Below are 24,024 nucleotides of genomic sequence, written 5' to 3'. Positions count from 1 at the left end.
AAGTTGCCGTCGCCATACTCTTGGGAGCTGACGCCTTATTTTTGTTGTCGCCGACAGTCGCCGACATCCCTGTTTCAAACTTTCCACCAGCTTCACGGGGGGCCGAGAAACCGTAGCGAGCGGAAGGAGGTTTGGCCGGGAAGCGCAGCCGTACTTACGGTACGGCCGGTCCGCCGTAGCGGAGCATCGCAGGCCAAAGATCCGACGCGCAGTAGGTTTATCGGCCTCCCCTCGTAGCGGCTTCTTTTATGAATAACCAGACGAACGCCATGTCATCGATGAAATAACGGCGGAACATCCGGCGCGGTTCCTGCAAAAACCGGTAAAACCATTCCAGCCCCGCCTTCTGCATCCACAGCGGGGCACGCTTGACGCGGCCGATCGCCACGTCGAAGGTGCCGCCCACGCCCATCGCGAACGGCACCTTCATCTCGGCTTGCCAGCGGCCGAGGAATTGCTCTTTTTTCGGCGAACTGATCGCCACGAACAGCAGGTCGGGGTGGGCGTCGCGGATCTGCAGCGCCGCCTGCGCTTCTTCCGCCTCGCCCTGCCAGTAGCCGTTGCGCCAGCCCGCCAGTACCAGTTGCGGGTAGTTGCGCTGGTAGGTCGCCGCCACCTCGCGCACCACCTCGTCGCGCGCGCCGCACAGGAACACGCGCCAGCCCCTGGCCGCGGCGCGCCGCATCAGCGCCTCGAACAGGTCGACGCCGGCCACGCGTTCCTTGAGCGGCTTGCCGAGCAGGCGCGCCGCCCACACCACCGGCATGCCGTCGACGTTCACCAGCGCGCAGTCGTTGATGATGCGCTGGAGCGCGGGGTCGCGGCTGGCCTTGACCAGCTTGTCGACGTTGATCGCCACGTGCTGGTGCGGCGTGCCGCTGGCGATGAAGCCTTCGATCGTACCCAGCGTCTCTTCCATCGTCAGGTTGTCGATGCCGCAGCCCATCAGCGTGATCCGGCCGGCGTTCATGCCGCCGCCTCGGCCGGCTCATCGGCCAGCTCCTTGGCCAACACGGCGACGATGCGCTCGGCCGCATGGCCGTCCCACAGCTGCGGCCGGCGCCCGCGCTTGCCCTCGCCGCGCAGGATCGCCTGCACGTGCGCCAGGATCGCGTCCGGGTCGCTGCCGGCCAGCACGTTGGACCCCTCTTCCACCGTCACCGGGCGCTCGGTGTTCTCGCGCAGGGTGACGCAGGGCACGCCCAGCGCCGTCGTCTCTTCCTGCAGGCCGCCGCTGTCGGTCAGGACCACGGCCGCATCCTTCCACAGGTCGAGGAAAGCCATGTAGGGCTGCGGCCCGGCCAGCGTGACGCCGGGGCCGAGGTCGATGCCGAACTCGCGCAGGCGCGCGCGGGTGCGCGGATGCACCGGGAAGATCAGCGGCAGTTCCAGCGCGACGGCGTTCAGGGCCGCGCCGATGCGCGCAAAGGGTGCGGCGGCATCGACGTTGCCCGGCCGGTGCAGGGTCACCACGCCGTAGCGTGCGCCCGCGGCCCGGCAGCGGGCTTTCCAGCCGCTGGTGGCGAAACTGCCGCCTTCGCGCGCCAGCTTGTCGGCCTGGTACAGCAGGTTGTCGACCATCACGTGGCCGACGTGATGGATGGCAGCCTCGGGCTTGCCTTCGCGGCGCAGGTGCGCGACGGCGGACGGCTCGGTCACAAAGAACCAGTCGGCGATGCTGTCGGTGACCAGGCGGTTGATTTCCTCGGGCATCGACATGTCGCCGGAGCGCAGGCCGGCCTCGACGTGGGCCACCGGGATCTGCAGTTTCTTGGCGACAATCGAGCAAGCCAGCGTGGAATTCACGTCGCCCACCACCAGTACCGCGTCGGGACGCTCGGCCAGGCACAAGCCCTCGAAGCCGGTCATGATCCTGGCGGTCTGCTGGGCATGGCTGCCGCCGCCGGCCGCTAGCGACAGGTCCGGCGCCGGGATGCCGAGTTCCTCGAAGAAGACCTCGTTCATGTCGCGGTCGTAGTGCTGGCCGGTATGGACGATCTTGTACGACAAGGTCTTGGGGGCATGCGCGTGCGCCTGCAGCGCGCGCACGATGGGGGCGATCTTCATGAAATTGGGGCGCGCACCCGCGACAAGATATATCAGCATGACCACCCTCCTTTCCCGAAAGCCTTCCCGATCCCGCATGTTAAAAAAACGTTATTGTAAACCTGCACTCGACCGGGACGGCGGACGATACGGTGCTGATCTTGAGCACGTCGCACGCCTGCTTCGATTCGTAGCTGCGCGAGACCCAGCCGAGCGGCGGATTTTCATTGCCGTGAACCAATTCCAGACTAAGATCGGCGCCCTGCGCCTGCATCTGCAGGGCAAAGCGCTTGCCGCGCACGTGCAGCCCGGAACTGTTCAGGCGCACGTTCAGGCCCGGCGCAAAATGCCAGAACAGCTCGACCTGATGATGTTTCTTGGCTGCAATTTCGTCGCGCACCACCAGTGTCGAGCTGGCGGCGTCGAAACGCACGCTGCGCATGTGGCGTACCGGATCGGCCAGGCGCTCGTAGCCGTCGTGCGAACCGCGGAAGTCGAATTCGTGCGGCGACTGCGGCATGCGCTCGATCTGGGCGTTCGCTTTCTTGAGCCACATGAAGGGTCCGCCCGACAGCGACTGGTCGGCGCCGTCGATGCGCACCGTGTTGTGGGCCGAAGTGCCGCGGAAGTAATCGCGCCACTTGCGCTCCTGCCCGTATGAATAGGTACCGGGGTCGACCAGGCATTCCTCGCCGCCGACCGACAGGTTCAGGGACAGCGCATCGGCGTGGCCGTGGGCGGCGATGCCGAGGTAGCCGAGCGAGCCGCAATCGACCATGCCCTTGATCTCGTCGGCTTCGCCGAAATGCGAACCGAACAGCAGGTAACCGCCGTCCGGGAAGGCCCAGCCGGTGTCGGATTCGTGCGGATCGCACTCCGGGAGCTTGCCGGGCAGCGCGTGCAGCAGCCAGCGCACGCCGACGTGCTGCGGCGCCTGTTGCGGCGCATGTTGCTGCTGCAGGTAGGGCGGTTCCGGTGGCCGCAGCACGGCGTCGCCCAGCGCCAGCAGCTGGGCCGCGCGATCGCTGCCGGCCTCGTCCAGGCGGAACACGATGCCGTCGTCGGCGTCGCCGACCATCGGCACGTGGCCGCCGACGTCGCGCACCGAGCGCAGGAAACGCAGGCTGCGCTGCAGGCTGGTCCAGTAGGCGCGCGAGAACGGGTGGTTGCAGGCCTGGCCGACCAGGCCGGCCACGAACAGGCATTCCGACGAAAAGATATGGTAGGCAAAGGCCTGCTCGCGGTTGACGCCGTCGCGCGAGAACTGGGCCTGCGCTTCGTGCTCGAGTTCGCTGCGCGCCTGTTCCAGCCAGTCGTTCGAGGATTTCCAGCAGGGCCAGATCGACGCGCCGACATACAGGCCGGCCAGTTCGCCGATCAGGTGGTTGTTGGCCGACGAGTGGCGCGACAGGTGGCGCGCGATGCCGCTGCAGTGGGCGTGGATCGAATCGAGCCAGTCGGCGCGCAGGCGCTGGCCGTCGTCGCCGGCGAACAGGCCGCTGGCCTCGCCGCCGACCAGTTCCCACACCAGGCCCCAGTTGATCAGGCGGATGCCCAGTTCGAGCGAGCTGGTCCAATTGGGACCGGTCCGCGCGGGGCACTGGTCGAGCCAGCTGCGCAGCTGGTGGTGCAGCGCGTGCAGCCAGGCCACGTCGCGGGTCACGCTCCAGGCCTGCGCCAGGCGTACCAGGTGGAGGTGGCGGTTCAGTTCCCACACGTGCTTGATGTCGCCGACCAGTTCGCGGTTGCGGATGTCGATGTCGCCGGCATAGATGGCCGGGCCGACGACGCCGCTGTCCGGATCGCGGTTCCAGACCGGGGGCATGCCGACGTCGAAGCGGCGCTTGGCGAACAGCACCACATGGCCGGCGCAAATGCTGTCGGCATCGGCCAGCAGGGCGTCGCGTTCGTGCTGCGACAGCGGCGGGGCGCCGTCCATCTCCAGGCTGCGGCCGAAGCTGCGCGCGCGCGGCAGCGGCGGCGTGGCGCGGCTCGGCATGCGCTTCGCCACGCCCTTGGCCGCCGCCTGCTGGATGCGGTAGCCGACCTCTGCCACCGACATGCAGCGCAAACGGTTGACCCACCAGACCATCCCTGTCGCTTCCCGCATCATCATGCCCCTGCCAGTTCACGGTAGATGGCGGACAGTTTTCCGCACATCACCTCGGTTGAGTAGTCCTGCTCGATGGTGGCGCGCGCCCGGCTACCCAGGCGCGCGCGCAGGGCGGCATCGCCCAATACCCTGCACAGCGCGGCGGCCAGCGCGGCACTGTCGCACGGCGGCACCAGCATGCCGTTGTCGCCGTCGCGCAGCGCTTCCGGCACGCCGCCGACGCTGCTGGCCACCACCGCCTTGCGCGCCGCCATCGCTTCCAGCAGCGCCATCGGCAAGCCCTCGGCATGCGACGGCAGGCAGAACACGCTGGCCCTGGCCAGCTCGGCACCGCGCGCCTGCGCATCGATCCAGCCGGGGAGCTCCACGCGTTCGGCGATGCCCAGTTCGGCCGCGCGGCGGCGCACGCCCTGGCGGTCGCCTTCGCCGCCGAACACCAGGCGCAGCGTCGGGAACCCGGGTGCCAGCGCGGCGCCCGCCGCCAGCAGTTCATAGATGCCCTTGCCCGCCTCGATCCGCCCCAGGAACAGCACGCGCCCGGCTTCGCCGGGCGCCAGCACGGCCTGGTTCGGCAGCGGCACCGCATTCGGCACCACCGCCACCCTGGCGCCCGGCGCAAAAGCTCGCAAGAACTGGGCCCAGCTCTCCGACAGCGCGATCACGACCGAACTGCGTTCCAGCGTGTGGCGGATCCAGCGCCGCAGCGGCCGCCCGGCTTCCTGCGTGGCGAATTCCCGGAACTCGGCGCCGTGCAGGTGGAAAATCGTCTTGCTGCCGCTCATCCGTGCCATCAGCAAGACAAGCGACTTGCGCAGGAAACTGGCGCGCGACGCCACGTGCACGTGCACCACGGCCGGGTGCTCGCGCACGCAGGCCAGCAGGATGCGGCCCATGCCGGCCAGCGCATGCGCCGCCTTGGCGCCGCGCCGCGCCTGGGCATGGGTCGATACATAACGCACCGTTTCACGTTCGAACAAGCCATGGCTGCGCAGCACCGATACCACCGTCGCGACCCCGCCCTTGCCTTCGGGCGTGGTGCCGACCATCAGTACCCTCGGCGTTTCTGACCTGGCTCGTTGTAACAAAGCACACGCTCTTATAAAAGGCACAATGTTTCGATCATACATCATGAAATTCGCCGCATGCGCACAATTCACGTTTATGTTGCCTTTGCGGCAGCGACCACGGATGTCCCATTTGCGACGTGGGGGAACCGGCAGGCATGCGATAGAGACATCGTCATCCTTGTCCAGTCAGGATTTTTTTGTACGTTAAAGCAACATTTCGACCGAGAATAGCATAGGTCCGATGGCTTCTTACGTACGCTGGCCCACGTTCGCCATACTGTTGTGCTGCACTGCGATTGTTCAATAAATACAGGACGGCGGCGGCAAACGCGTCCGCCTCCATCGGCACGCACAAGCCGGCGCCGCTCTCTTCGATGACACGTTTCTGGTCCGGAATGTCGTTGGCCACGCCCGGCACGCCCAGCGCCAGGTACTCCACCAGCTTGGTCGGCGACGACACGTCGAACAGGGTGCCGCGCGGGATCGGCGACAGGCCGACCTCCGCGCGCAGCGCGTAGCCCAGCGCCTGCTGCCGCGGCAGCCAGCCGGTCAGCAGGACGTGCTGCGCCAGACCGCGCGCGGCGATCAGGTGCCGCATCCAGGCCATTTCATCGCTTGACGCGGCGTCGCCGGCGATCACCAGCAGGACTTGCGGCAGGTCGCGCCGCAAGGTCGCGGCGATGTCGAGCAGGAAATCCGAACGGCGCGCCCGCGCGACGCTGCCGAGATACAGGACGACGCGGCGCCCGTCCAGGCGCGCATCCGCCGCCGGGGCGATGCCGGAACGTTCGAGCAGGCGCTCGTCGACGCCCATCGGCACCGCCGTCATGCGCGCGCGCGGCAAGCCGCGGGCAGCCAGCCGGTCGGCCATCGCCTCGCTCTGCACGAAGATGTGGCGCGCGCCCGGCAGCACCCAGCGATAGATGACGATGCGCGAGGCACGGGCGCGCAGGCCGTGGGCAGCCCAGAGCGTCCAAGCCCCGACGCCGGCGCCGCGCGCAGGCCTGATGGCGTCGCGCCGCACCTCGAAGCCTTCGACGATGGGAAACGACATCCAGTAGACGAAAGGCACGCGCAGCAGCCAGGCGGCCAGCCGTCCCAGCAGGCCGCTGGCAATCTTGTCGCGCACCTGGATGCAGTCCGGGCGCCGGCTGCGCCGCGCCCGCAGCAGGCCGAGCAGGTCCCACAGCGGCGAGCAGACGCTGGCGAAGCGGCTGCGCAGCGTACCGACCACGTGCATGCCGCCGGCCGGCCACGGCGCCCCGGTGGCCTGGCCGCCGCCCTGCCCCACCAGTTCGGTGGCGACGCCGTAGCGCGGCATTTCGGTGCCGAACAGGGTCAGCAGGTCGGCGCGGCTGGGCGGCAGCGCGTCGCGCACGATATAGGTGACGACGAAGGCAATCGGGAGGGACTGGCCGGGCATGGCATCCTTGCGGAATGGGGCAATAGGCGCGTCGATTCTAGCCTGGCCTTTATGCGCATTGCTTGCGCGGCGCTTAACGCGCGGGCTTGAAAAAAAATCCTCCACGGGTATGCGCCCGTGGAGGATTCCGGTTTTCAGCTACGTTGAGGAAATCAGTTGAGGTTGACCGTCTGGCTGCCCACCGTCACCGTCCGCGCGCTGCCCGCGCCGGCCACCTTGACCGCCGGCCGCCTGCAGCCGACGTCGACCAGCACCAGGAACTCGGCGGTCGACTTGCCGTCGTTCTTGAGGTAGAACGCGCCATGGTCTTCGACGACGCCGGCCTTGGGCGCCGGGCCGCTCCATTTCGCAAAGGGCGCGTTGCCGTTCAGGTCGCGCAGGCAGACCGACTGGCCGTTGATCGCGATCTGCACGCTCGACGGGCTTTCGACGTTCATCGCCACCGGCGCATGCAGGTTGAACTCGTAGGTGTGCGCCACCACCGCCGCCAGCCTGTCGCGCACCAGCATCGCATCCTGCTTGCGCAGGTACCAGATCTGGCGCTTGGCCATCGTCAGCTGGCCGCCATACGAGGGGGTCGCATCGCCTTCGGCATAGTCGTAGCCGGACTGGGCCGAGAAGCCGGTGATGCGGGCGTTGCGCTGCAGCTGCTCGCGGTAGCCGTCGACCAGCTGGCCCTTGCCGCCGTCGAAGGTGATAGCGTTTTGCGAACGGGTCTGGTGGTACCAGTCGTTCCACAGCGGCGAACCGTACCAGTCGTACCAGCCGGCCTTGACCAGCAGCGGCTGGCCGGCCACCGTCAGCAGTAAACCGTTCTGGTCGCCGTGGCTGTGGTTGAACGAGCCGTAGGGGCTGGACTTGAAATACAACGAGGTGCGCGCGGTATTGCCGATGTCGCTGTGCATGGCGACCCAGCCGATGCTCGGATAGTAGGCCGAGTTCGACGGCGGGGTTTTCGCCGCCGCGGCAGCGGTCACCGGCATCGGGTACGGCGCTTCCAGCACCGACAGCGCATCTTCCAGGCCGCCGCCCAGGTTGGCGATGTACCAGGCCGCGCGGGGCGTCGGCATGCGGTTGGCAAAGGCGCGGAACACGCGCGGATCCGGCTTGGTCTCGGAGGCATCGCCGAAGGCATGGGCTTTCGCGCCCGGCGGAATGAACTGGGTGGCAAAGTCGAGGAAGCCCTGGGTCCAGGGTTTCAGGTACATGTTCACACCCGTCACCTGCACCATCGGGTCCCACAGCGCCACCATGTAGCCGGCGGCATACTCGCCGTAGGCGGTGCCGTTGGCATAGCCGCCTTCCGGACCCGACCAGGGCGACGGGTTGTTGACGTAGGCCCGGAACGAGAAGTCGAACCAGCGCTGGGCATCCGGAATGTCGCCCAGCGCCAGGGTCGAGATCAGCGCCATGAATACCATCGCTGTGTTGCCGTGCGAATCGAAGGGAAACTGGTCGAGGCGGCCATTGTCGCCGGCCAGGTTGCCGTAGATTTCTTCGGAACGGATGCGCACGTTTTCCAGCCAGCGCGCCTTGCGGCCGGCATCGAGGTCGCCGGCCAGGAAATCGACCGCCTTGATCAGCGACAGCGCGATCTGGCGCGTGGCCTGGTCCTGGCTGGCGTAGCTGGTCGGGCCGGCGGGGTTCAGCGCCGCCAGCTGGTCGCCGCGCTTGAGGGCTTCGTTCAGGAATACCGGGTCCTTCCTGGCGCGCCACAGCAGCGTGGCCGCTTCCAGCTGGCGCGTGGCTTCGTTGATGCGGGTGCGCACGTCGGTCTGCTGCGAGGCCATGGCGGCGGTCAGCGGGGTCAGGATCGCCACCGGCCAGCGCGCGTCCGACAGGTCGGGCAGCGTCGTCGCCTGCGCCTTGATTTCGTTCGAGAGGCGGCTCAGGTAGGGTTCGAGGTCGTTCTTCTTGGCCGTGTTCCAGGTCGAATACGCGGTGAACGACGGCGGCAGCGAACGCGGGCGTGCCTTGGCCTGGATGCGCGCACGCAGGGTGGCGTTGTCCGGGACTTCGAACACGGTCGACTTGCTGGTGATGGCGAAGGTACGCGCGGCCGACCAGTCGCCCGAGCCGCTCGGGCGCACGCGCCAGCTGTAGTTGCCGAGTGCCAGCGCCTTGCTCGGCAGGTACCAGTTGCGGTCGACGGTGGCCTTCAGCGGTGTGCCGCCGGCCGGGGTGATCTCGATATCGTAAGTCGCCGGCCCGCTCGGATAGCGCGACCAGAAGAAGCTCGGCGGATTCTGCGCCTGCACCGTGGAATTTTCCGGATTCGGCTGGACGACGAGGGGATCGGTGGACCGCGCCCAGTCGGCATGCGCGCTGAACGAGCAGGTCAGCGAGGCCATGGCAACTGCAAAGGCGATGCCTTTCCGATGAAATTTCATGTTGATGCTCCGAGAAATAGTGACAGGGCTTCTGGGGACAGCCCGGCAATGTCGTCGGGTCCGTAGTGCGTTGCCGCGCTTTTTTGAAGAGGGAAAAGCGCTATGCATGACGCATTAATCGTACCGCATATCAATTGAATTGCGGAAAAATTCCCTTAGGAATCAACGATTTTTCAGTTTTTCTGCCACATTTTTTGATACCGAAAGTTAACTTTTAGCGCGACCATTTACAGGCAGCTAAAGCCTCTTCCTTGACTGGAAAGATAGTCTGGAAACTAACAGGATAATTTGACAATGCTGTCAAACATGCAATGCGTGTATGGACAGCGGCCGGTGTCAATATGCCGACGGGGTGGCGGCTTCGGCACGCAGCCTGCGCATGCGCTTGAGGTAGCGCAGGCAGTAGATGGCGAACGCCAGCGGCGCCTGGCGCAGATAGCGGCGCCGGACCCGGAATTCTTCCTGGCGCGCCGCGATCTTGTTGGCGGACGAGACGCTGCCGGGGTGTTCGCGGAACACCGCCAGCGGCCGGTCGACGGTGGCCGGCGGCGCAACCCGGCCCAGGCGCAGCCACAGGTCGATGTCCATCGCGTACCGCAGGCTTTCGTCGAACATGCCGACCCGCTCGAACATGCGGCGGCGGATGAACACGGCGGGATGCGGCACCGAGGCATGGCCCGAGGCCAGCGCGCGAAAGCTGAACGGCCGCAGCGGCCAGGGCGGCACCAGGGTGCCCTCCTTCAGCACCTGGATGGTGCCGAACACCCATTCCGCCCGCGCGCTGGCGAAGCGTTCTGCCACCAGGGCCAGCACGTCCTCGCCCAGATAGTAATCGTCGGCGTGCAGGTGGGCGACGAACTCGCCGCTGGCGGCTTCGATGCCGCGGTTCATGGCGCGGCTGATGCCGCCGCGCACGTCGTGCAGCACGCGCTTGCGGCCCGGGTAGGCGGCAATCATGTCGAGCGTGGCGTCGCTCGAGCCGCCATCGACGAAGATGTGTTCGATCTCGCGCCAGGTCTGGCGCTGCACCGATGCCAGCGTGTCGCCCAGGGTGGCGGCGCTGTTCCAGGTGCAGGTGACGATGGAAAAGGCCGGCCCGGCGCGCATGTCATGCCTCGTAGACGGCGAGGATGCGCGGGATCGCGCTGCCTACGTCCATCGGAAAGGCGTCGGGCAGCGCCACCGTCAGCGGGGGACGCTGCAGCGCCTCGGCCAGCAGCTCGACCAGGCGGGGCATGGTTTCGGCCAGCTGCAGCTGGCCCGCGTAATATTGATAGGCCGCCAGTTCCGGCGTGCCGCCGCGCGCCAGCGCCAGGCACTGCTTGCCCAGGGCCAGGGCTTCCAGCACGGTGGTGCCGCAAGGCTCTTCCCACACCGACGGAATGACCAGCACGTGGCTGCGCGCCGACATGCGGATCACCTCGTCGTAGGGCTGCCACGCGAGGAATTCGACCTGCGGCCCGGCAAAGCGCTGTTCCAACTGCGCGCGCTGCGGCCCGTCGCCGACGATACGCACGCGCGCATGCGCCGGCAGCCAGCCCTGCACCTGGGCCAGGAATTCGCCGAAGCCCTTGCCGGCATCGAGGCGGCCGACCAGCAGCACCTTGCCGGCCTGGACCTCCCCTGCCGCCGCCGCCCGGGCCTTCAGGTAGGGATAGCTGATGAAGTTGTGGATCACACTGGCGCGCGACAGGTCGGCGTCCGGCACCGTCCGCAGGAAGGCGCGGCGCAGGAAGTCCGACACGAAGATGGTCTTGTGGCGTGCGAACGAGGTCGCCGTTTCGGCACGGTAGCGCCGCACCGCGATCCCGGACACCGAGCGCCGCAGCGTGTTCGGCAGCGGATGGATGCAGGCGGCGCAGTCGCGCGCGTCGAGCGCCGTGCACACGTGGTTTTCCTTGAAGCGCACGTGGATCACGCACTCGCTGCCCTGGTCGTGGCGGGTCTGCACGAAATTCACGTGCGCCGGCACGTAGCGTCCGGCCATTGGCAGGTGGCCGTGGTAATGCACGGCGTCGTAGCGGTCGGCCAGGCGCAGCAAGGCGCGTGCGATGCTGCGCGCAAACCAGGGACGCTTGACCGGGTTGAAGAAGCCCAGCTGCGTTTCCTTCCAGCCGGGCCGGGAAAAACCGAAGCCGGGCAGCAGGCGCCCATTAAAACCAATCTCGCGAGCACTGCCCTCGTGGAAACGGTCGCTGCGCCCGAGGATATCGACCTCGTGCCCGGCTTCCAGCAAGGCATTCGACAAGGTCACCACATGCTTGCCCAGTCCCCCGACCTGGGTCCCCGGCAGATCTTCCGACACCATCAGGATCTTCACACCGTCTTCCTCAGCGACAATAACCCTTTGACACGCCCCCAGGCGCGCTTGCGGTCGCCCCTGTCGATGACGAACAGGCGGCCGTAGGCCAGCAGCAGGCCGCAGGTCAGCAGTGCCAGCAGCAGCACCAGCAGCCCGTCATCGCGGGGGCCGCCATCGATCAGGTGCCGGCCGGCCTGCGCGGCCAGCGCCACCAGGACCACCCCGGCCATGCCCGGCAGGTAGGCGCCGCGCACCAGTTCGCCTAGGCGCGCCGGCACCGTCCTGCCATGCACCGCCACCAGGAAGGCGCAGGTCAGCAGGCTGGACGCCAGCAAATGTCCCCAGGCAGCCCCATCGATCCCCCAGCAGGCCACGCCAAGATACACGACCAGCAAGCCGAACGCCGCACGGCCCAAGGCGAACAGGCCGGAATAGCGCGGGTGGCCCATGCCGTCGTTGACCAGCGACGGCAGGCTGGTCAGGGAATCGATGAATTGCGACAGCGTCATTACGGCGAGGATCACGTGGCCGGCGCGGGCAAAGCGCGGCGCCATCCAGTAATACAGGATGGGGTAGGCAAACACCGCGACCAGCACCAGCACCGAGGCGTTGACGAACACGACATAGCGGCTGGCCTTCAGGTACAGGCGCTTGAGGTGCTCGATCTCGCCGAGCGCGGCCAGCGCGCTGGCGGCCGGGAAGAACACGCCGGACAGGCGATACGTCAGGCCGAGCACGCGGTTGGCCAGCGTCGACGCCACCGTGAAATAGGCCAGCCCGGTGACGCCGACCAGCGCCCCGATGATCAGCTTGTCGGCATAGGCATACGACATCGTCGCGAAACGGCTGAGGAAGGCATAGCTCGAGAAGCGCAGCAGGTCGCGCCGGACCGCGGCACCGGGACGGCGCCAGGCCAGCCGCGGCAGCAGGCGCCGGATCCAGCGCCACAGGATCAGGCAGTTGGCGGCGCTGGCCAGCACCCGCACCAGGATCACTGCGAACAGGCCGTAGCCGAGCAGCAGCACGCCCACCGTCAGCAGCGGCACGCCGGTGCCGAACAGCATCTCGATACGGCTGCTGACGTCGTAGCGCATCAACGCTTGCGGGATGCTGTTCAGGTAACTCTGCAGCTGGCCGAGGAAGAAGCCGAGCGCGGCCAGCCGCAGCGTGGCCACCGCCTCCCCTTCCAGCGCGGCGGGCACCTCGAACAGGCGGGTCACGAAGAAGCCGGCGCCGCCGAACAGCGCCAGGCCCCCGAGCAGGCCCAGCAGCGCGTACACGGACAGGCCGAAGAACACGGTCTCGTCGATGCGGGCCTGGTCGCGGCTGGCGTTGAACTGGGCGATATATTTGATGGAGCCCGCGGTGACGTTGATGTCGATCACGGCGAAATAGCCGACGATGGCGGTCACCAGCGAATACACGCCGTAGCCGGCGTCGCCCAGCTGGCGCACCACCAACGGCACCGTGGCCAGCGCCACGATCGCCGGGACCAGGGCGCCGCACAGGTTGCCGGCGGCGTTGCGGACGATGTCGAGTTTCATGGGCTGCGCGTATGGACCGGCACGCCTGCCGGGCTGGCGCGATGCGGCAGCGCCTGCGTGTGTGCGGGCGCCGGCAGACCGGCTGGGCGAACGGTTTGCCCGGCGCGCCGGGCCGCCATCGCCACGTAGGGCAAGGCCAGGCACAGCGCCAGCATCTGGGTCGTGCGCGTCTGCGGGAACGGGGTACCGATCAGGAGGTCGGGCAGCATGAAGGCGAGACCGGCGGCGCCCGCCGTGGCCAGGCCCAGCATGTCGGGCGCCAGCGTCGCCAGGGTCCGCAGCACGGGGCGCACGAAGGCGCAGAAGGCCCAGATCGTGCAGCCCAGCAGGACCAGGCCCGGCAACCCGGCCTTGAGCGCGATGTGCAGCACCCCGCTGTGCAGGAACAGGCCGGCGTCCTGGCCGGTCTGCCAGGAAATGTGCTGGTAGCCGGTGTAGCGGCCCCAGCTGCCGATGCCGGTGAACAGGTGCGAGATGAAATCGCCGAGCGCCAGTTTCAGCTCGAGCACACGCTCGCTTTCGGCACCGAAGCGGCGCGATTCCATGTCGTAGAACAGGCTCGACAGGCCGCCGCCGGCGCCCTTGGTCTGGCCCAGGCGCCGGAATGCCGCCGCCAGCACGCCGAGGGCCAGCAGCGGCAATCCCATCAGTGCGATGTGAAGGCGCCGCCGCGGCGGGAAGCGCAGCATGACCACGATGCAGGCGAGCACGAAGCCGATCCAGGCGCTGCGGCGGTAGGACAGCACGATGCAGGCGGCGCCGGCGGCCAGCGTGGCCCAGTCGAGCACGGTCCAGATCGCGGCGCGCCGGACCCGCACGGCCTGGAACAGGTTGACGGCGGCGATCGCAAAGGCGAGCGTGCACAGCAGGCTGTCGTTGATGTCGAAAAAGGTCAGCTTGATCTTGATCGCATTCATGTTCGCATACACGTTGTTGGGGTCGCCCCCGAACGCGGCCCAGCGCACCAGGCCGAACAGCGCGCGGCCGAGTCCGGCCAGCAGGATGAAGCGCGCCAGCGCCAGCGCCGCTTCGGGCGTGCGGAAAGACAGCAGCAGCAGCGACACCAGCGGCGCTATCCAGACGATGTTGGAAAAGCCCGAAGGCGCCAGCGCGCGCGCCAGGGGCACGCCGGCAAACATGGCCACTGCCACGTGGGCGCCCAGAAGCAGCGTCCACGCTAGGAACCAGGGACGCAGGTTGCAGGCTGGCGCCGGCTCGCCGCGGAAGCTGGCCGAGACGCGCGCGCACAGCCAGGCCCCCAGCATGCACCACAGCAGCAGCGGGAAGAACAGCAGGCCCGAGCCGCGGCTGTAGATGCCGGCCGAGACCAGCAGCGAGAGCGAGCCGTAGCTGGTCGAATTGGCCCAGAAGAACACCCCCAGGTAGACGTAAGCCAGGTAGCGCGGGCGCACCATGCCGACGCCGATGCCGATGATTGCCAGCATCGACAGCAGCGCCACGGCGACGAAGGGCAGCGAGGTATAGAAATAGAGCAGGAAGTTCTGCATGGCGGCTCAGCCGGCTCAGCCGGGTCCCGCGGTGCCGGCGGTGCCGGTAGTGCCCGCGCGAAGCGCTGTGCCGGCACCGGCGGCCGCGCCCAGCAGGCGGACGCGGTCGCGCGCGGGCAGCGCATCGAGCAGCTGGTTGACGAAGCGGTCCTGCACTGTCCAGGCGGCGCCAGCGTCGGCATCGATGGTCGATACCCGCACCAGCATGCCGTCCGGGATCCTGCCGCTCAAGCCGTATGCCAGGCGCTGGAGTTTCTGGTCGACGCCGGACATCACCGCCCGGTCGCCGATCGTCACCCAATACGTGATCGGTTCGTTGCGCGCGTTCTGGCGTGCCACCAGGCGCTTGACCGGCACCGTGCCGAAGCGGGTCGCGAGCCGGCCGCCGTGCTCCTGCAGCAGCGCGAAACCCTGGGCCACGTAGCACACTTCGGGCAGGTGCAGCTGGAGCTGCTTGCTCTGGTCGCCGCCGTAGGCGATCGACAGCATCACGCGCTGGCCGGTGTCATTGACGTAGGTGCGCGCCAGGGTCTGGTCGTACAGGGCGTCGAGCTGGGCCTTCTGGCCGGGGTCTGGACTCAGGGGCAGCACGCTATCGTCGATGCGCCAGTTGCCGAAGCGTGCCGGCACCAGCCGTTCCAGCGTGAACTGCGCGCGGCTGGCGGCCACCTTGTGCGTCGGCGTCAGCGCCAGGGTCAGCACCGAGGTCGCGGCCATCGCCGCGCCCAGCACTAGGCTGGCGAGAAAGCTGCGCGTCATGCGGCCTCCCGGGTACGCGGCGGCGCGCCTGCGCGGCGGCGCAGGCTCCATTGCAGCAGGCTGTCGACCGACAGGATCAGCAGCAGCGCCGTGACGAACAGCACCATGCCGGCGAAGCCGTGCAGGAAGCCCTGCCCGGCGGCGTCGCCGAAGTAATACGTGATCAAGGTCAGCACGATCACACGGATCACGTTGGCCGAGAACGAGATCGGCACGATGAAGATCGCCAGCCCGATGTTGCGGATGGCCGAGGGATGGCGCATCAGGTTCAGGTAGAACAGGCCGAGCGCTTCCAGCGTCAGCAGGGTCTGCAGGCCGGCACAGGCATCGGCTACCAGCAGCTGGTACTGGCCGATCTGCAGGATCACGCCGGCGCGGCTGATCGGGTAGCCGGCGGCAAACAGCAGGTGCTCGGTGGCCCAGGACACCGCCATCTTCATCGGCATCGTGACCAGGGCCACGAATTCGGCCGGCAGCGGCACCATGAACAGCATGAAGAAGAACGGGAACCACAGCACGCGCAGCGCCGCCGCGCCCTGCTTGACCAGCAGCACCGCCGCCGTCACCAGGATGATGGCGCCGATCTCGAGCATCAGGATCTGCTGCGAGCGCCCCAATAGGTAGGCCGCCAGGCCGAATGCCAGCACGACCCGGCCGCTGCGGCTGCCGCGCCTGGCACCGGCGGCTGGTGCCGATGCCGCCAGCACCGCGGGCCATTTGCGGTAGACCAGCCACAGCGCCAGGCCAAAGATGATCGGGCCGTGGCCCTGCTCCTCGCTGATCCAGGCGCCGCTGAACAGGCTGATGAAGGTCGGCACGAACAGCAGCGCCAGGCCGGCCAGCACCGGCCACCAGTCGGGCAGCGCGGCGCGCAGCATGGGGCCGAGGTCGGCGATGCGCAGCGGTGGCGCGGCGGCCTGGTGGACTGGCTCGAGGCCTGGTCCGGAGCGCGCGCCCGGACGCACGTGGGTGTCCATCAGAACTCCATCACCACCGAACCGAGCACCTCGCAGCCGGCGTCGCGCAACTGCTCGGCGGCGCGGCCGATGTGCGCGATCCGGGTGTGATGCTTGCGCGTGACCAGCAGCGCCCCGCCGGCACGGCTGGCCACGGCCACGGCGTCGACCCCGACCTGGAACGGCGCCATGTCGTACAGCACCACGTCGTAGTGGTTTTCGAGCTGGGCATGCAGGTTGCGGAACCCATCACGCGCCAGCAATTCCTGCGGATTCGGCGGCAGCGTCCCGGCCGGCAGCACGGACAGGTCGGCAAAGGCCGGCACGCGCGCGATCGCGTCGAAGCCGGCGCGTCCGGCCAGCAGGTCCGACAGGCCCTGGCGCGGCTTGAGCGCGAACGCATCCTGCTGGCGCGGGGCGCGCAAATTGGCGTCCACCAGCAGGGTCTGCTCGCCCAGCTGCGCGAATACGATGGCGAGGTTGGCCGCGAACAGCGCGGCGCCGTCGTCCGGGTCGACGCTGACGATGGCCAGCGCCCGGCGCCCGCGCGCGAACCAGCGCAGCATCAGCTGGCTGCGGATCGCGCGCAGCGCTTCGACCTGGGGCGAGAACGGCTGGTAGGCAGCGACCAGCTTGGGCGACAGGCCGGCCTGCCCTTTCTGCAGGTAGGGATAGGCGAACTGGCGCGCCAGCACCTGCTGGATGTCGTCCTCGCCGACCAGGCCGAGCCGCACCGCCGCTTCGCCGAAGCGGATGCCGGTTTCGTTCTGCATGCGCAGTACGCGCTCGAAGTCTTCCGGCGTCAGCTTGCCGGCGTCGAGCAGCAGCGCGCCCATGCGGGTATCGAAGGCTTCGCCGTCGGCCGTGAGGTCGGCTGCAAGGTTGGCGGATACGGTGTTGAGGATCGGTGAATTCATGGTCGCTCCCGGTGGACTCAGGCTCGGGCAATCAGTTCAGGCGCAGGGGGCGGCGCGGCCGCATCAGGCTGCGGATGCCGCCGGTACGGGCCGCCACTGGCTGCCATTCGACAGTGCCGAGCACCGGGATGCCCAGCATGTCCTTGAGGTCGCTGCTCGAGCGCAGCGGGCGGTTCAGCAGTTCCAGCAGCAGGGCCAGGCCGACGCCGAGGATGGTGCCGAGCAGGACCGCGACCAGGGTATTCAGCAGCACGCGCGGGCTGGACGGCTCGAGCGGCGCCACGGCCGGGTTCAGCAGCGATATGTCGGACTGCTCGGACAAGGCTTCGATGCGGGTCTGGGAAAAGCGCTGGGAGGCGGCGTCGAAGGCGCGCTGGGCGCTGTCGAGGTCTTTCAGCAGCACGCCCAGCTCGTCGCGCGCGCGGTTGAGTTCCAGCACCCGGGTCTTTTGCTCGGCCACGGCCGCGCGCAGGTCGGCTTCGCGCTGGCGCAGCACCTGGGCGTTGGCGCCGACGCTGCGCGACACCGTGCCCATGGCCGCGGCGAGCTCGCCGCGCACTTTGTCGAGCTCGGCCTTGGCGGCCAGGTATTGCGGATGGTTGTTGCCGTAGCGCTGGCTGGTATCGGCGAACTTGCCTTCGGCCATGGCCACGTTGGCGCGCATGGTCTGGATCAGCACGTTGTTGGCGACGTCGGGCGAACCGAGCGCCGAGGCATTCGCGGCGGCCTGACGCGAATTGCCTTCCATGGCGGCGCTTTGGGCCTGCACCAGCTGGGCCGACAGGTCGCTCAGGCGCGCCAGTTCGACGTCGATGCGGTTGGGGTCGAGGCTAACGATGCCTTTTTCCTGCTGGTACTTGGAGAGCCGCGCCTGGGCCGCCTCGACGTTGTCGCGCAGCTGCCGCGTCTGCTCGTTGAAATAGCTGGACGCCTTCTTGGCCGGCTCGGTCTTGAGCTGGACCGTGATCTTCTGGTACTCGTCGGCAAAGGCATTTGCGACCGCCGCCGCAAAGGCCGGATCGGCGCCCTTGAAGCTGATCTCGACCACCGACGATTCGCGCGAGGGCACGATGTCGAGCTTCCTCAGCAGCAGGTCGGCCAGCCAGTCGCGCACCGACCCCCTGCCCTCGTTGGCTTCCTGGAACTGCTGGATGACGGCGGGGACGCTGGCCAGGCGCAGCGCATCGACCACGTGCAGCGCCACGTTCTTGCTGCTGATGATGTCGATCTGGGTCGCCATGTAGCCCGGCAGCAGCTGTCCCGGCATGGTCAGCCCGGTCAGCGGATCGACGCCCTTGTAGTTCAACAGCACCGATGCCGTCGCCTTGTAGGTTTTCGACAGCACCAGGCTGACGCCGAGCGCCAGCGCGACCGTCGTCACCAGGGTCGCCAGGATGATTTTTTTCCGCGCAAGCAGGATCAGCAGGAATTGATGGAGACTCATGATCGACTTTCAAACGGATGCATCAAAACCAGCTTTCCGGGACGATGATGACGTCGTCGATCTGGACCAGGTCGTCGGCCTTGGCCTCGATCGTGCGCTGGCCGCCGGACGCGTCGCGGCGCGCGATCTGCAGGCCGCGCTGGGTGCCGCGGATGGTCAGTCCACCGCCGGCCGAGACCGCCTGCTGCACGGTCATCGCCCGCTCGATGCGGAACGGCCCCGGGCGCTGCACCTCGCCGGTGATGTAGGCCTTGGGCGCGCGTTCGACGAAGATGATGTCGCCGCCGGCGACTTCGTAGTCGCGGTTGAGTTCGCCCTTGCGCACCATGTCGACCACGTCCAGCGTCTCGCGCGTGGTCTGGCCGTTGCGGTTGCGTACCAAGGTCACCATGTCGCCGCCTTCCGGCCCGATGCCGCCGGCCAGCGCCAGCAGGTCGAGCACCTTGCGCGGCCCGTCGACCGGGTAGCGGCCCGGTTTGTTCACCTGCCCCAGCACCGACACCTGCTGGCTGGCCAGCGTAGTGATCAGGAGGTTCACCTGCGCCTTCTTGAGGTAGCCGCCCTTTTCCAGCAGGCCGCCGATCTTCTTCTCGGCCTGCTGCGTGCTCAGGCCGCCGACCTGCACCTCGCCCAGCAGCGGGAAGGTGAGCGTGCCGCGTTCCGAGACCCGGGTCTCGACCGCCAGGTCGGGGCTGCCGTAGACGGTGGCCTTGACCACATCGCCCGGCCCGAGCAGCACGTCGGCGGCCTGCGTCCCGCCTGCCGCCAGTCCCAGGCTCGCCGCGGCCAGCCACGCGATCATGCACTTGATGAGCCGTTTCATGTTCCCTCCTTCTTGTGCGTCGATGTCGAGAGATTCACTTCAGGCCTGCAACGCCGCGGTCGACCGCGGCCTTGTCGGCGCCAGCGGCGCTGTCGGCCGGTGCCGGCGACGAAGCCGCAGCCGCGGCGGCGGCGGCAGCGGCCGGCGCATGTGCGGCCGCGGGTTGCGCACCCGCCGGCTGTGCTCCCGGCTTCGCATCCGGCATCATGGTCTTGTTCAGGTAGACGATGCTGGCGCCATGGCGCAGGCGCTTCAATTCCTCGGTGGCCAGTTCCTGGTTTTTAAGCTTCATCAAGAACTGTTCGATCTGCGGCGCCGCCACCTGCAGCGATACCGGCGCTTCCCTGACTTCGGTCACGGCGACGAACATCGCGCGCGGCCCTTCCCTGACCGCGAACAGCTGCCCCTTCGGCATGCCGAGCAGCTTGTCCGCCAGCTGGGGCGGCACGTCGGCGGTGGTGCGCGTCACCTGGGTGCGGCCATACTTGATCTTGTGCGCATCCAGCCACACCGCGACTTCCTCCAGCGATCTGGCACCATCGGCAGCGGCGCGCACCTCGGGCGTGAGGTCGGCGGCGGCGATCACCAGTTCGTTCATGCTGAACTGCTTGCGGCCGGCAAAGAAATCCGGGTTCTTGTTGAAATAGGCTTCGACCGCCTGCGGCGTCGGACGTGCCACGTTGCCGATACGCTTTTGCAGGTAGGCCTGGGCGACGATCAGGGAGCGCGCGCGGTCGACCGCCTGCATGACCTTTGGATCGCGGTCCAGGTTTTCCCTGGCCGCGGCGTCCTGCAGCAGCTGGCGGTCGATCAGGACCTGCAGCAATTGCTTGCTGGCCGAGTCCTGTTGGTTGGCGGCGACGTTGGCGCGCTGCAGCTCTTCGTTCAGTTGCAGGACCGTGACTTCCGCGCCATTCACGCTGGCCAGCGCCTGGCCGGGCTTGCGGTCGGCGGCCTTGTCGCCGCATGCGCCCAGGCCGGCCAGCACGGTGCAGGAAAGAATCAGCTTCGCATGGAAAGATGTCTTCATCATGGGCGTCCGCTCGGTTATCCATCGAATTGATCTATCGAATGCGCGTATTCAGGCCGCGGCGCGGCGGTCGGCACCGGCGCCGGACGCCAGGAAGGCGCCGTAGGTGCGGCGCAAGCCTTCGTCGAGCGGCGTGCCGGCCTGCCAGCCCAGCTGTGTCAGGCGCGACACGTCGAGCAGCTTGCGCGGGGTGCCGTCGGGCTTGCTGGTATCGAAGCGGATGCGGCCGCGGTAGCCGACCACCCCGGCCACCAGCCGCGCCAGCTCGGCGATGGTGACGTCCTCGCCGGTGCCGACGTTCAGGTGCGAATGCAGCGGCCCGGTACTGGCGGCATGCAGCGCATGGTCGAGCTGCATCACGAAGATGCCGGCCGCGGCCATGTCGTCGACGTAGAGGAATTCGCGCATCGGCTTGCCGCTGCCCCAGATCGCCACTTCCGGCGCGTCGCTCACGCGGGCTTCGTGGAAGCGCCGCACCAGGGCCGGGATCACATGGCTGTTCTCGGGGTGGTAATTGTCGCCGGGACCGTACAGGTTGGTCGGCATCACGCTGCGGTAATCGGTGCCGTACTGGCGGTTGTAGCTTTCGCACAGCTTGATGCCGGCGATCTTGGCCATCGCATAGGCTTCGTTGGTCGGTTCCAGCGCCCCGCTCATCAGCGCTTCCTCGGGGATCGGCTGCGGCGCCAGGCGCGGGTAGATGCAGGACGAGCCGAGGAACAGCAGCTTGTGCACGCCGTTGCGCCAGGCTTCGTGGACGACATTGGCCTGCACCATCAGGTTGTCGTAGATAAATTCCGCCGGATACGTATTGTTGGCGTGGATGCCGCCGACCCGGGCTGCGGCCAGGTAGACCTGGCCGATGCGTTCGCTGCGGAAGAAGTCGCGCACCTGCGCCTGGTCGGTCAGTTCCAGTTCGCGGTGGCTGCGCGTGACGATGTTGGTGTGGCCGCCTGCGTGCAGCGCGCGCACGATGGCCGAGCCGACCAGGCCATGGTGACCGGCGACATAGATGCGAGCTTGCGTCATCAAGATTCACTCCACAGAAATTGCAACGTTGTAACCGTGCGCGGCCAGCAGCCGGTGGCGGCGCGCCGTCTCGAGGTCGCATGCCACCATCTCCTGCACCATCGCTTCGAAGGAGGTGCGCGGTTCCCAGCCGAGGCGCCGGCGCGCCTTGCCCGGATCGCCCAATAACGTTTCGACCTCCGTCGGTCGAAAGTATTGGGGATCGACCGCGACGATCGGTTGGCCTGGCACAATGCCGGGTGCATTAACGCCGCTCACGGCCGCCGCGATGCCGCGCTCGTGCACGCCCTCGCCCTGCCAGGCGAGCTCGACCCCGAGTGCGCGCGCCGCATGCTCGACGAACTCGCGCACCGCATGCTGACGCCCGGTGGCGATCACGTAATCGGCGGGCGCATCCTGCTGCAGCATCAGCCACTGCGCTTCGACGTAGTCGCGCGCATGGCCCCAGTCGCGCAGCGCGTTTAGGTTGCCGAGATAGAGCATCGGTTCCAGGCCCTGGGCGACGTTGGCCAGGCCGCGCGTGATCTTGCGCGTGACAAAGGTCTCGCCGCGGCGCGGCGATTCGTGATTGAACAGGATGCCGTTGCAGGCATACATGCCATAGGCTTCGCGGTAATTGACTGTGATCCAGTAGGCGTACAGCTTGGCCACCGCGTACGGGCTGCGCGGATAGAAGGGTGTGGTTTCGCGCTGTGGCGTTTCCTGCACCAGGCCATACAGTTCCGAGGTCGAGGCCTGGTAGAAACGGGTCTTGTCGTCCAGGCCGAGGAAGCGGATCGCTTCCAGCAGGCGCAGCGTGCCGAGGGCGTCGACGTCGGCGGTGTATTCCGGCGTGTCGAAGGAGACCGCCACATGGCTCATCGCCCCCAGGTTATAGACTTCGTCCGGCACCACCTGGCACAGGATGCGGTTGAGGTTCGAGGTGTCGCTCAGGTCGCCGTAGTGCAGGAAGAAATTCTGGTTGTCGGCGTGCGGATCCTGGTAGATGTGGTCGATGCGCCCGGTGTTGAACAGCGAGGCGCGCCGCTTGATCCCGTGCACTTCATAACCCTTCGAGAGCAGCAGCTCGGCCAGGTAGGAACCGTCCTGTCCGGTCACGCCCGTGATCAACGCCGTCTTCATGGCTTGCCTCTCCACAGTGGGGCAAAGCCCCATCCAAAGAATTGCAAATTCAGCAAAATTCTACGCAGCCCAACCGCCCTCGCAAGCGTCGATCCGATTGAAGCGTCGTCTTTAAGTCGGCTTTAAGTGAGGCTAATTTCGATCAATTTACGGCGAACAAATCCTAATAGGCGTTTTCACGGCGCAGCACCACTTTCACCGTGCGCAGGATGATCCACAGATCCAGCCATACCGACCAGTTGCGCAGGTAATCCAGGTCGTACTGGATGCGCGCCTCCATCTTGTCCAGCGTCGCGGTTTCGCCACGCAAGCCGTTCACCTGGGCCCAGCCGGTGATGCCCGGCCTGACCTTGTGGCGCAGCATGTAGCCCTTGATCAGCTTGCGGTACTGCTCGTTGTGCGCCACCGCATGCGGGCGCGGGCCGACGATGCTCATCCGGCCTTGCAGCACATTGATGAACTGCGGCAGTTCGTCGAGCGAGGTGCGGCGCAGCACACGACCGATGCGGGTCACGCGCCCATCCTGGCGGCTGGCCTGGACCACGGCCTGGTCGTTTTCCATCACCGTCATCGAGCGGAATTTGTAGACGATGATCTCTTCCCCATCCAGGCCGTAACGGCGCTGGCGGAAAATCGCCGGTCCGGGCGATTCGAGCCGGACGGCGATGGCGATGCCCGCCATCAGCGGTGCCAGCAGCAGCAGGAACAGGCTGGCCAGCACGATGTCGGACGCGCGCTTGACCGTGCTGTTCAAGCCCATGAAGGGGCTTTCGCGGATCGCGATCACCGGCATGCCGCCGACGTTGTCGAAGCGCGCCTGCATCAGGTCGAAGATGTACACGTCGGGCAGGAAATAGATCGAGGCCGTGGTGTCCTGCAGTTCGTCGATCAGCGTGCGGATGCGCGGCTGGGCCGACAGCGGCTGGCTGATGAAGACCATCTTGATGCCGTGCTCGCGCACATACGGCACCAGCGTGCGCGTCTTGCCCAGCATCGGGTGGCGCAGTGCCGGCGGGTGGCGGTCGTCGGTGCGGTCGTCGAAGAAGCCGCGCACCGCCATGAACAGGTTCGGATGGCGCTCGCAGACGGCGGCGAACTTCAGGCCGACGTCGTTGGCGCCGACGATCGCCACCGAGCGCACTTCCCTGCTGCGCGCCGGGCTGTACAGCATGCGCACGGCGACCGGCCCGGCCAGCAGGAGGGCAGGCGTGGCCACGGCCCACGCCAGCAGCACGCGCTCGTCGTAGTAATAGCGCAGGCCGCTGGCCGAGCCGAGGAACCACAGCACGGCGATCGTCACGCACCAGCCGAACACGGTATCGCGCGCATAGGCCCACATGCGTCCGCCGCGCCAGGTGCGGTAGGGATCGATGTGCCGGTACACCGCCGTCGCAATGAAAAAAGCCAGCACCATCAGCACCAGCAGGTAGCCCGAGAACGGCTCGCGCAACCACAGCGCCGTCAGGTACAGCGTGCCCATCACGATCAGCGGGTCGAGCACGCGCTGGAAGAATGAAATCAGCGGGATGTCGTTGACGGCCATGGATGCAT

General features: G+C 67.5%; 19 protein-coding genes. All 19 read right to left on the bottom strand.

Going from position 1 to position 24,024, the window contains the following annotated elements:
* Positions 1–217: 217 nt before the first annotated feature.
* Entirely contained in the window at positions 218–970 is a 753-nt protein-coding gene (locus U1H99_RS22670; protein ID WP_323143969.1) for a WecB/TagA/CpsF family glycosyltransferase, read from the bottom strand.
* Positions 967–2,106 carry a non-hydrolyzing UDP-N-acetylglucosamine 2-epimerase gene (gene wecB, locus U1H99_RS22665; RefSeq protein WP_323143968.1) on the bottom strand — a complete coding sequence of 380 codons (1,140 nt, stop codon included), beginning with the start codon at positions 2,104–2,106 and terminating at the stop codon, positions 967–969. Before wecB ends, U1H99_RS22670 begins: the two co-directional genes overlap by 4 nt.
* Before the next feature lie 40 nt (positions 2,107–2,146).
* On the bottom strand, positions 2,147–4,162 hold the full coding sequence (locus U1H99_RS22660) for a heparinase II/III family protein (RefSeq protein ID WP_323143967.1): 2,016 nt from the start codon (positions 4,160–4,162) through the stop codon (positions 2,147–2,149).
* Positions 4,159–5,205 (bottom strand): glycosyltransferase family 4 protein, encoded by a 1,047-nt coding sequence (locus U1H99_RS22655; protein ID WP_323143966.1) that lies wholly within the window; start codon positions 5,203–5,205, stop codon positions 4,159–4,161. The genes U1H99_RS22660 and U1H99_RS22655 overlap by 4 nt, the downstream gene beginning before the upstream one ends.
* A 193-nt stretch (positions 5,206–5,398) precedes the next feature.
* Entirely contained in the window at positions 5,399–6,649 is a 1,251-nt protein-coding gene (locus tag U1H99_RS22650; RefSeq protein WP_323143965.1) for a glycosyltransferase, read from the bottom strand.
* 152 nt (positions 6,650–6,801) lie between these two features.
* Positions 6,802–9,039, bottom strand: coding sequence for a heparinase II/III domain-containing protein (locus U1H99_RS22645; protein WP_323143964.1), 2,238 nt, complete (start codon positions 9,037–9,039; stop codon positions 6,802–6,804).
* 336 nt (positions 9,040–9,375) lie between these two features.
* Positions 9,376–10,146, bottom strand: coding sequence for a glycosyltransferase family 2 protein (locus U1H99_RS22640; protein WP_323143963.1), 771 nt, complete (start codon positions 10,144–10,146; stop codon positions 9,376–9,378).
* Between the two features lies 1 nt (position 10,147).
* Positions 10,148–11,359, bottom strand: coding sequence for a glycosyltransferase family 4 protein (locus U1H99_RS22635; RefSeq protein ID WP_323143962.1), 1,212 nt, complete (start codon positions 11,357–11,359; stop codon positions 10,148–10,150).
* On the bottom strand, positions 11,356–12,885 hold the full coding sequence (locus U1H99_RS22630) for an oligosaccharide flippase family protein (RefSeq protein WP_323143961.1): 1,530 nt from the start codon (positions 12,883–12,885) through the stop codon (positions 11,356–11,358). Before U1H99_RS22630 ends, U1H99_RS22635 begins: the two co-directional genes overlap by 4 nt.
* Complete coding sequence (locus tag U1H99_RS22625; RefSeq protein ID WP_323143960.1) at positions 12,882–14,393, bottom strand: O-antigen ligase family protein; 1,512 nt, start codon at positions 14,391–14,393, stop codon at positions 12,882–12,884. Before U1H99_RS22625 ends, U1H99_RS22630 begins: the two co-directional genes overlap by 4 nt.
* 15 nt (positions 14,394–14,408) lie before the next feature.
* Complete coding sequence (gene epsI, locus U1H99_RS22620) at positions 14,409–15,152, bottom strand: exosortase-associated protein EpsI, B-type (RefSeq protein WP_323143959.1); 744 nt, start codon at positions 15,150–15,152, stop codon at positions 14,409–14,411.
* Positions 15,149–16,030 (bottom strand): exosortase B, encoded by an 882-nt coding sequence (gene xrtB, locus U1H99_RS22615; RefSeq protein WP_323144130.1) that lies wholly within the window; start codon positions 16,028–16,030, stop codon positions 15,149–15,151. Before xrtB ends, epsI begins: the two co-directional genes overlap by 4 nt.
* Before the next feature lie 98 nt (positions 16,031–16,128).
* A complete protein-coding gene (gene epsG, locus U1H99_RS22610; RefSeq protein ID WP_323143958.1) occupies positions 16,129–17,025 on the bottom strand; it encodes a chain length determinant protein tyrosine kinase EpsG in 897 nt (298 codons plus the stop codon).
* 31 nt (positions 17,026–17,056) lie between these two features.
* Positions 17,057–18,469: a chain length determinant protein EpsF gene (gene epsF, locus U1H99_RS22605; RefSeq protein WP_323143957.1), complete on the bottom strand. Its 1,413-nt coding sequence runs from the start codon at positions 18,467–18,469 to the stop codon at positions 17,057–17,059.
* A gap of 22 nt (positions 18,470–18,491) precedes the next feature.
* Positions 18,492–19,292 carry a polysaccharide export protein EpsE gene (epsE, locus tag U1H99_RS22600; RefSeq protein WP_323143956.1) on the bottom strand — a complete coding sequence of 267 codons (801 nt, stop codon included), beginning with the start codon at positions 19,290–19,292 and terminating at the stop codon, positions 18,492–18,494.
* 34 nt (positions 19,293–19,326) lie between these two features.
* Positions 19,327–20,325, bottom strand: a complete 999-nt coding sequence (locus U1H99_RS22595) for an EpsD family peptidyl-prolyl cis-trans isomerase (RefSeq protein ID WP_323143955.1) — start codon at positions 20,323–20,325, stop codon at positions 19,327–19,329.
* A 48-nt stretch (positions 20,326–20,373) separates the two neighbouring features.
* On the bottom strand, positions 20,374–21,351 hold the full coding sequence (fcl, locus tag U1H99_RS22590) for a GDP-L-fucose synthase (protein WP_323144129.1): 978 nt from the start codon (positions 21,349–21,351) through the stop codon (positions 20,374–20,376).
* Between the two features lie 6 nt (positions 21,352–21,357).
* Positions 21,358–22,473, bottom strand: a complete 1,116-nt coding sequence (gene gmd, locus U1H99_RS22585) for a GDP-mannose 4,6-dehydratase (protein WP_323143954.1) — start codon at positions 22,471–22,473, stop codon at positions 21,358–21,360.
* A 163-nt stretch (positions 22,474–22,636) separates the two neighbouring features.
* A complete protein-coding gene (locus tag U1H99_RS22580) occupies positions 22,637–24,016 on the bottom strand; it encodes an undecaprenyl-phosphate glucose phosphotransferase (RefSeq protein WP_323143953.1) in 1,380 nt (459 codons plus the stop codon).
* Between the last annotated feature and the right edge of the window lie 8 nt (positions 24,017–24,024).

It is taken from the genome of Massilia phyllosphaerae, assembly GCF_034659755.1.
Classification (GTDB): domain Bacteria; phylum Pseudomonadota; class Gammaproteobacteria; order Burkholderiales; family Burkholderiaceae_D; genus Telluria; species Telluria phyllosphaerae.
Note: the sequence above shows the minus strand (reverse complement) of the source record. Positions and strands in the feature narration are given on the sequence as shown.

Coding starts and splice junctions, on each gene's coding strand:
- U1H99_RS22670 (WP_323143969.1), bottom strand. CDS start 970: ATGAACGCCGGCCGGATCACGCTGATGGGCTGCGGCATCGACAACCTG.
- wecB (WP_323143968.1), bottom strand. CDS start 2,106: ATGCTGATATATCTTGTCGCGGGTGCGCGCCCCAATTTCATGAAGATC.
- U1H99_RS22660 (WP_323143967.1), bottom strand. CDS start 4,162: ATGATGATGCGGGAAGCGACAGGGATGGTCTGGTGGGTCAACCGTTTG.
- U1H99_RS22655 (WP_323143966.1), bottom strand. CDS start 5,205: ATGGTCGGCACCACGCCCGAAGGCAAGGGCGGGGTCGCGACGGTGGTA.
- U1H99_RS22650 (WP_323143965.1), bottom strand. CDS start 6,649: ATGCCCGGCCAGTCCCTCCCGATTGCCTTCGTCGTCACCTATATCGTG.
- U1H99_RS22645 (WP_323143964.1), bottom strand. CDS start 9,039: ATGAAATTTCATCGGAAAGGCATCGCCTTTGCAGTTGCCATGGCCTCG.
- U1H99_RS22640 (WP_323143963.1), bottom strand. CDS start 10,146: ATGCGCGCCGGGCCGGCCTTTTCCATCGTCACCTGCACCTGGAACAGC.
- U1H99_RS22630 (WP_323143961.1), bottom strand. CDS start 12,885: ATGAAACTCGACATCGTCCGCAACGCCGCCGGCAACCTGTGCGGCGCC.
- U1H99_RS22625 (WP_323143960.1), bottom strand. CDS start 14,393: ATGCAGAACTTCCTGCTCTATTTCTATACCTCGCTGCCCTTCGTCGCC.
- epsI (WP_323143959.1), bottom strand. CDS start 15,152: ATGACGCGCAGCTTTCTCGCCAGCCTAGTGCTGGGCGCGGCGATGGCC.
- xrtB (WP_323144130.1), bottom strand. CDS start 16,030: ATGCTGCGCGCCGCGCTGCCCGACTGGTGGCCGGTGCTGGCCGGCCTG.
- epsG (WP_323143958.1), bottom strand. CDS start 17,025: ATGAATTCACCGATCCTCAACACCGTATCCGCCAACCTTGCAGCCGAC.
- epsF (WP_323143957.1), bottom strand. CDS start 18,469: ATGAGTCTCCATCAATTCCTGCTGATCCTGCTTGCGCGGAAAAAAATC.
- epsE (WP_323143956.1), bottom strand. CDS start 19,292: ATGAAACGGCTCATCAAGTGCATGATCGCGTGGCTGGCCGCGGCGAGC.
- U1H99_RS22595 (WP_323143955.1), bottom strand. CDS start 20,325: ATGATGAAGACATCTTTCCATGCGAAGCTGATTCTTTCCTGCACCGTG.
- fcl (WP_323144129.1), bottom strand. CDS start 21,351: ATGACGCAAGCTCGCATCTATGTCGCCGGTCACCATGGCCTGGTCGGC.
- gmd (WP_323143954.1), bottom strand. CDS start 22,473: ATGAAGACGGCGTTGATCACGGGCGTGACCGGACAGGACGGTTCCTAC.
- U1H99_RS22580 (WP_323143953.1), bottom strand. CDS start 24,016: ATGGCCGTCAACGACATCCCGCTGATTTCATTCTTCCAGCGCGTGCTC.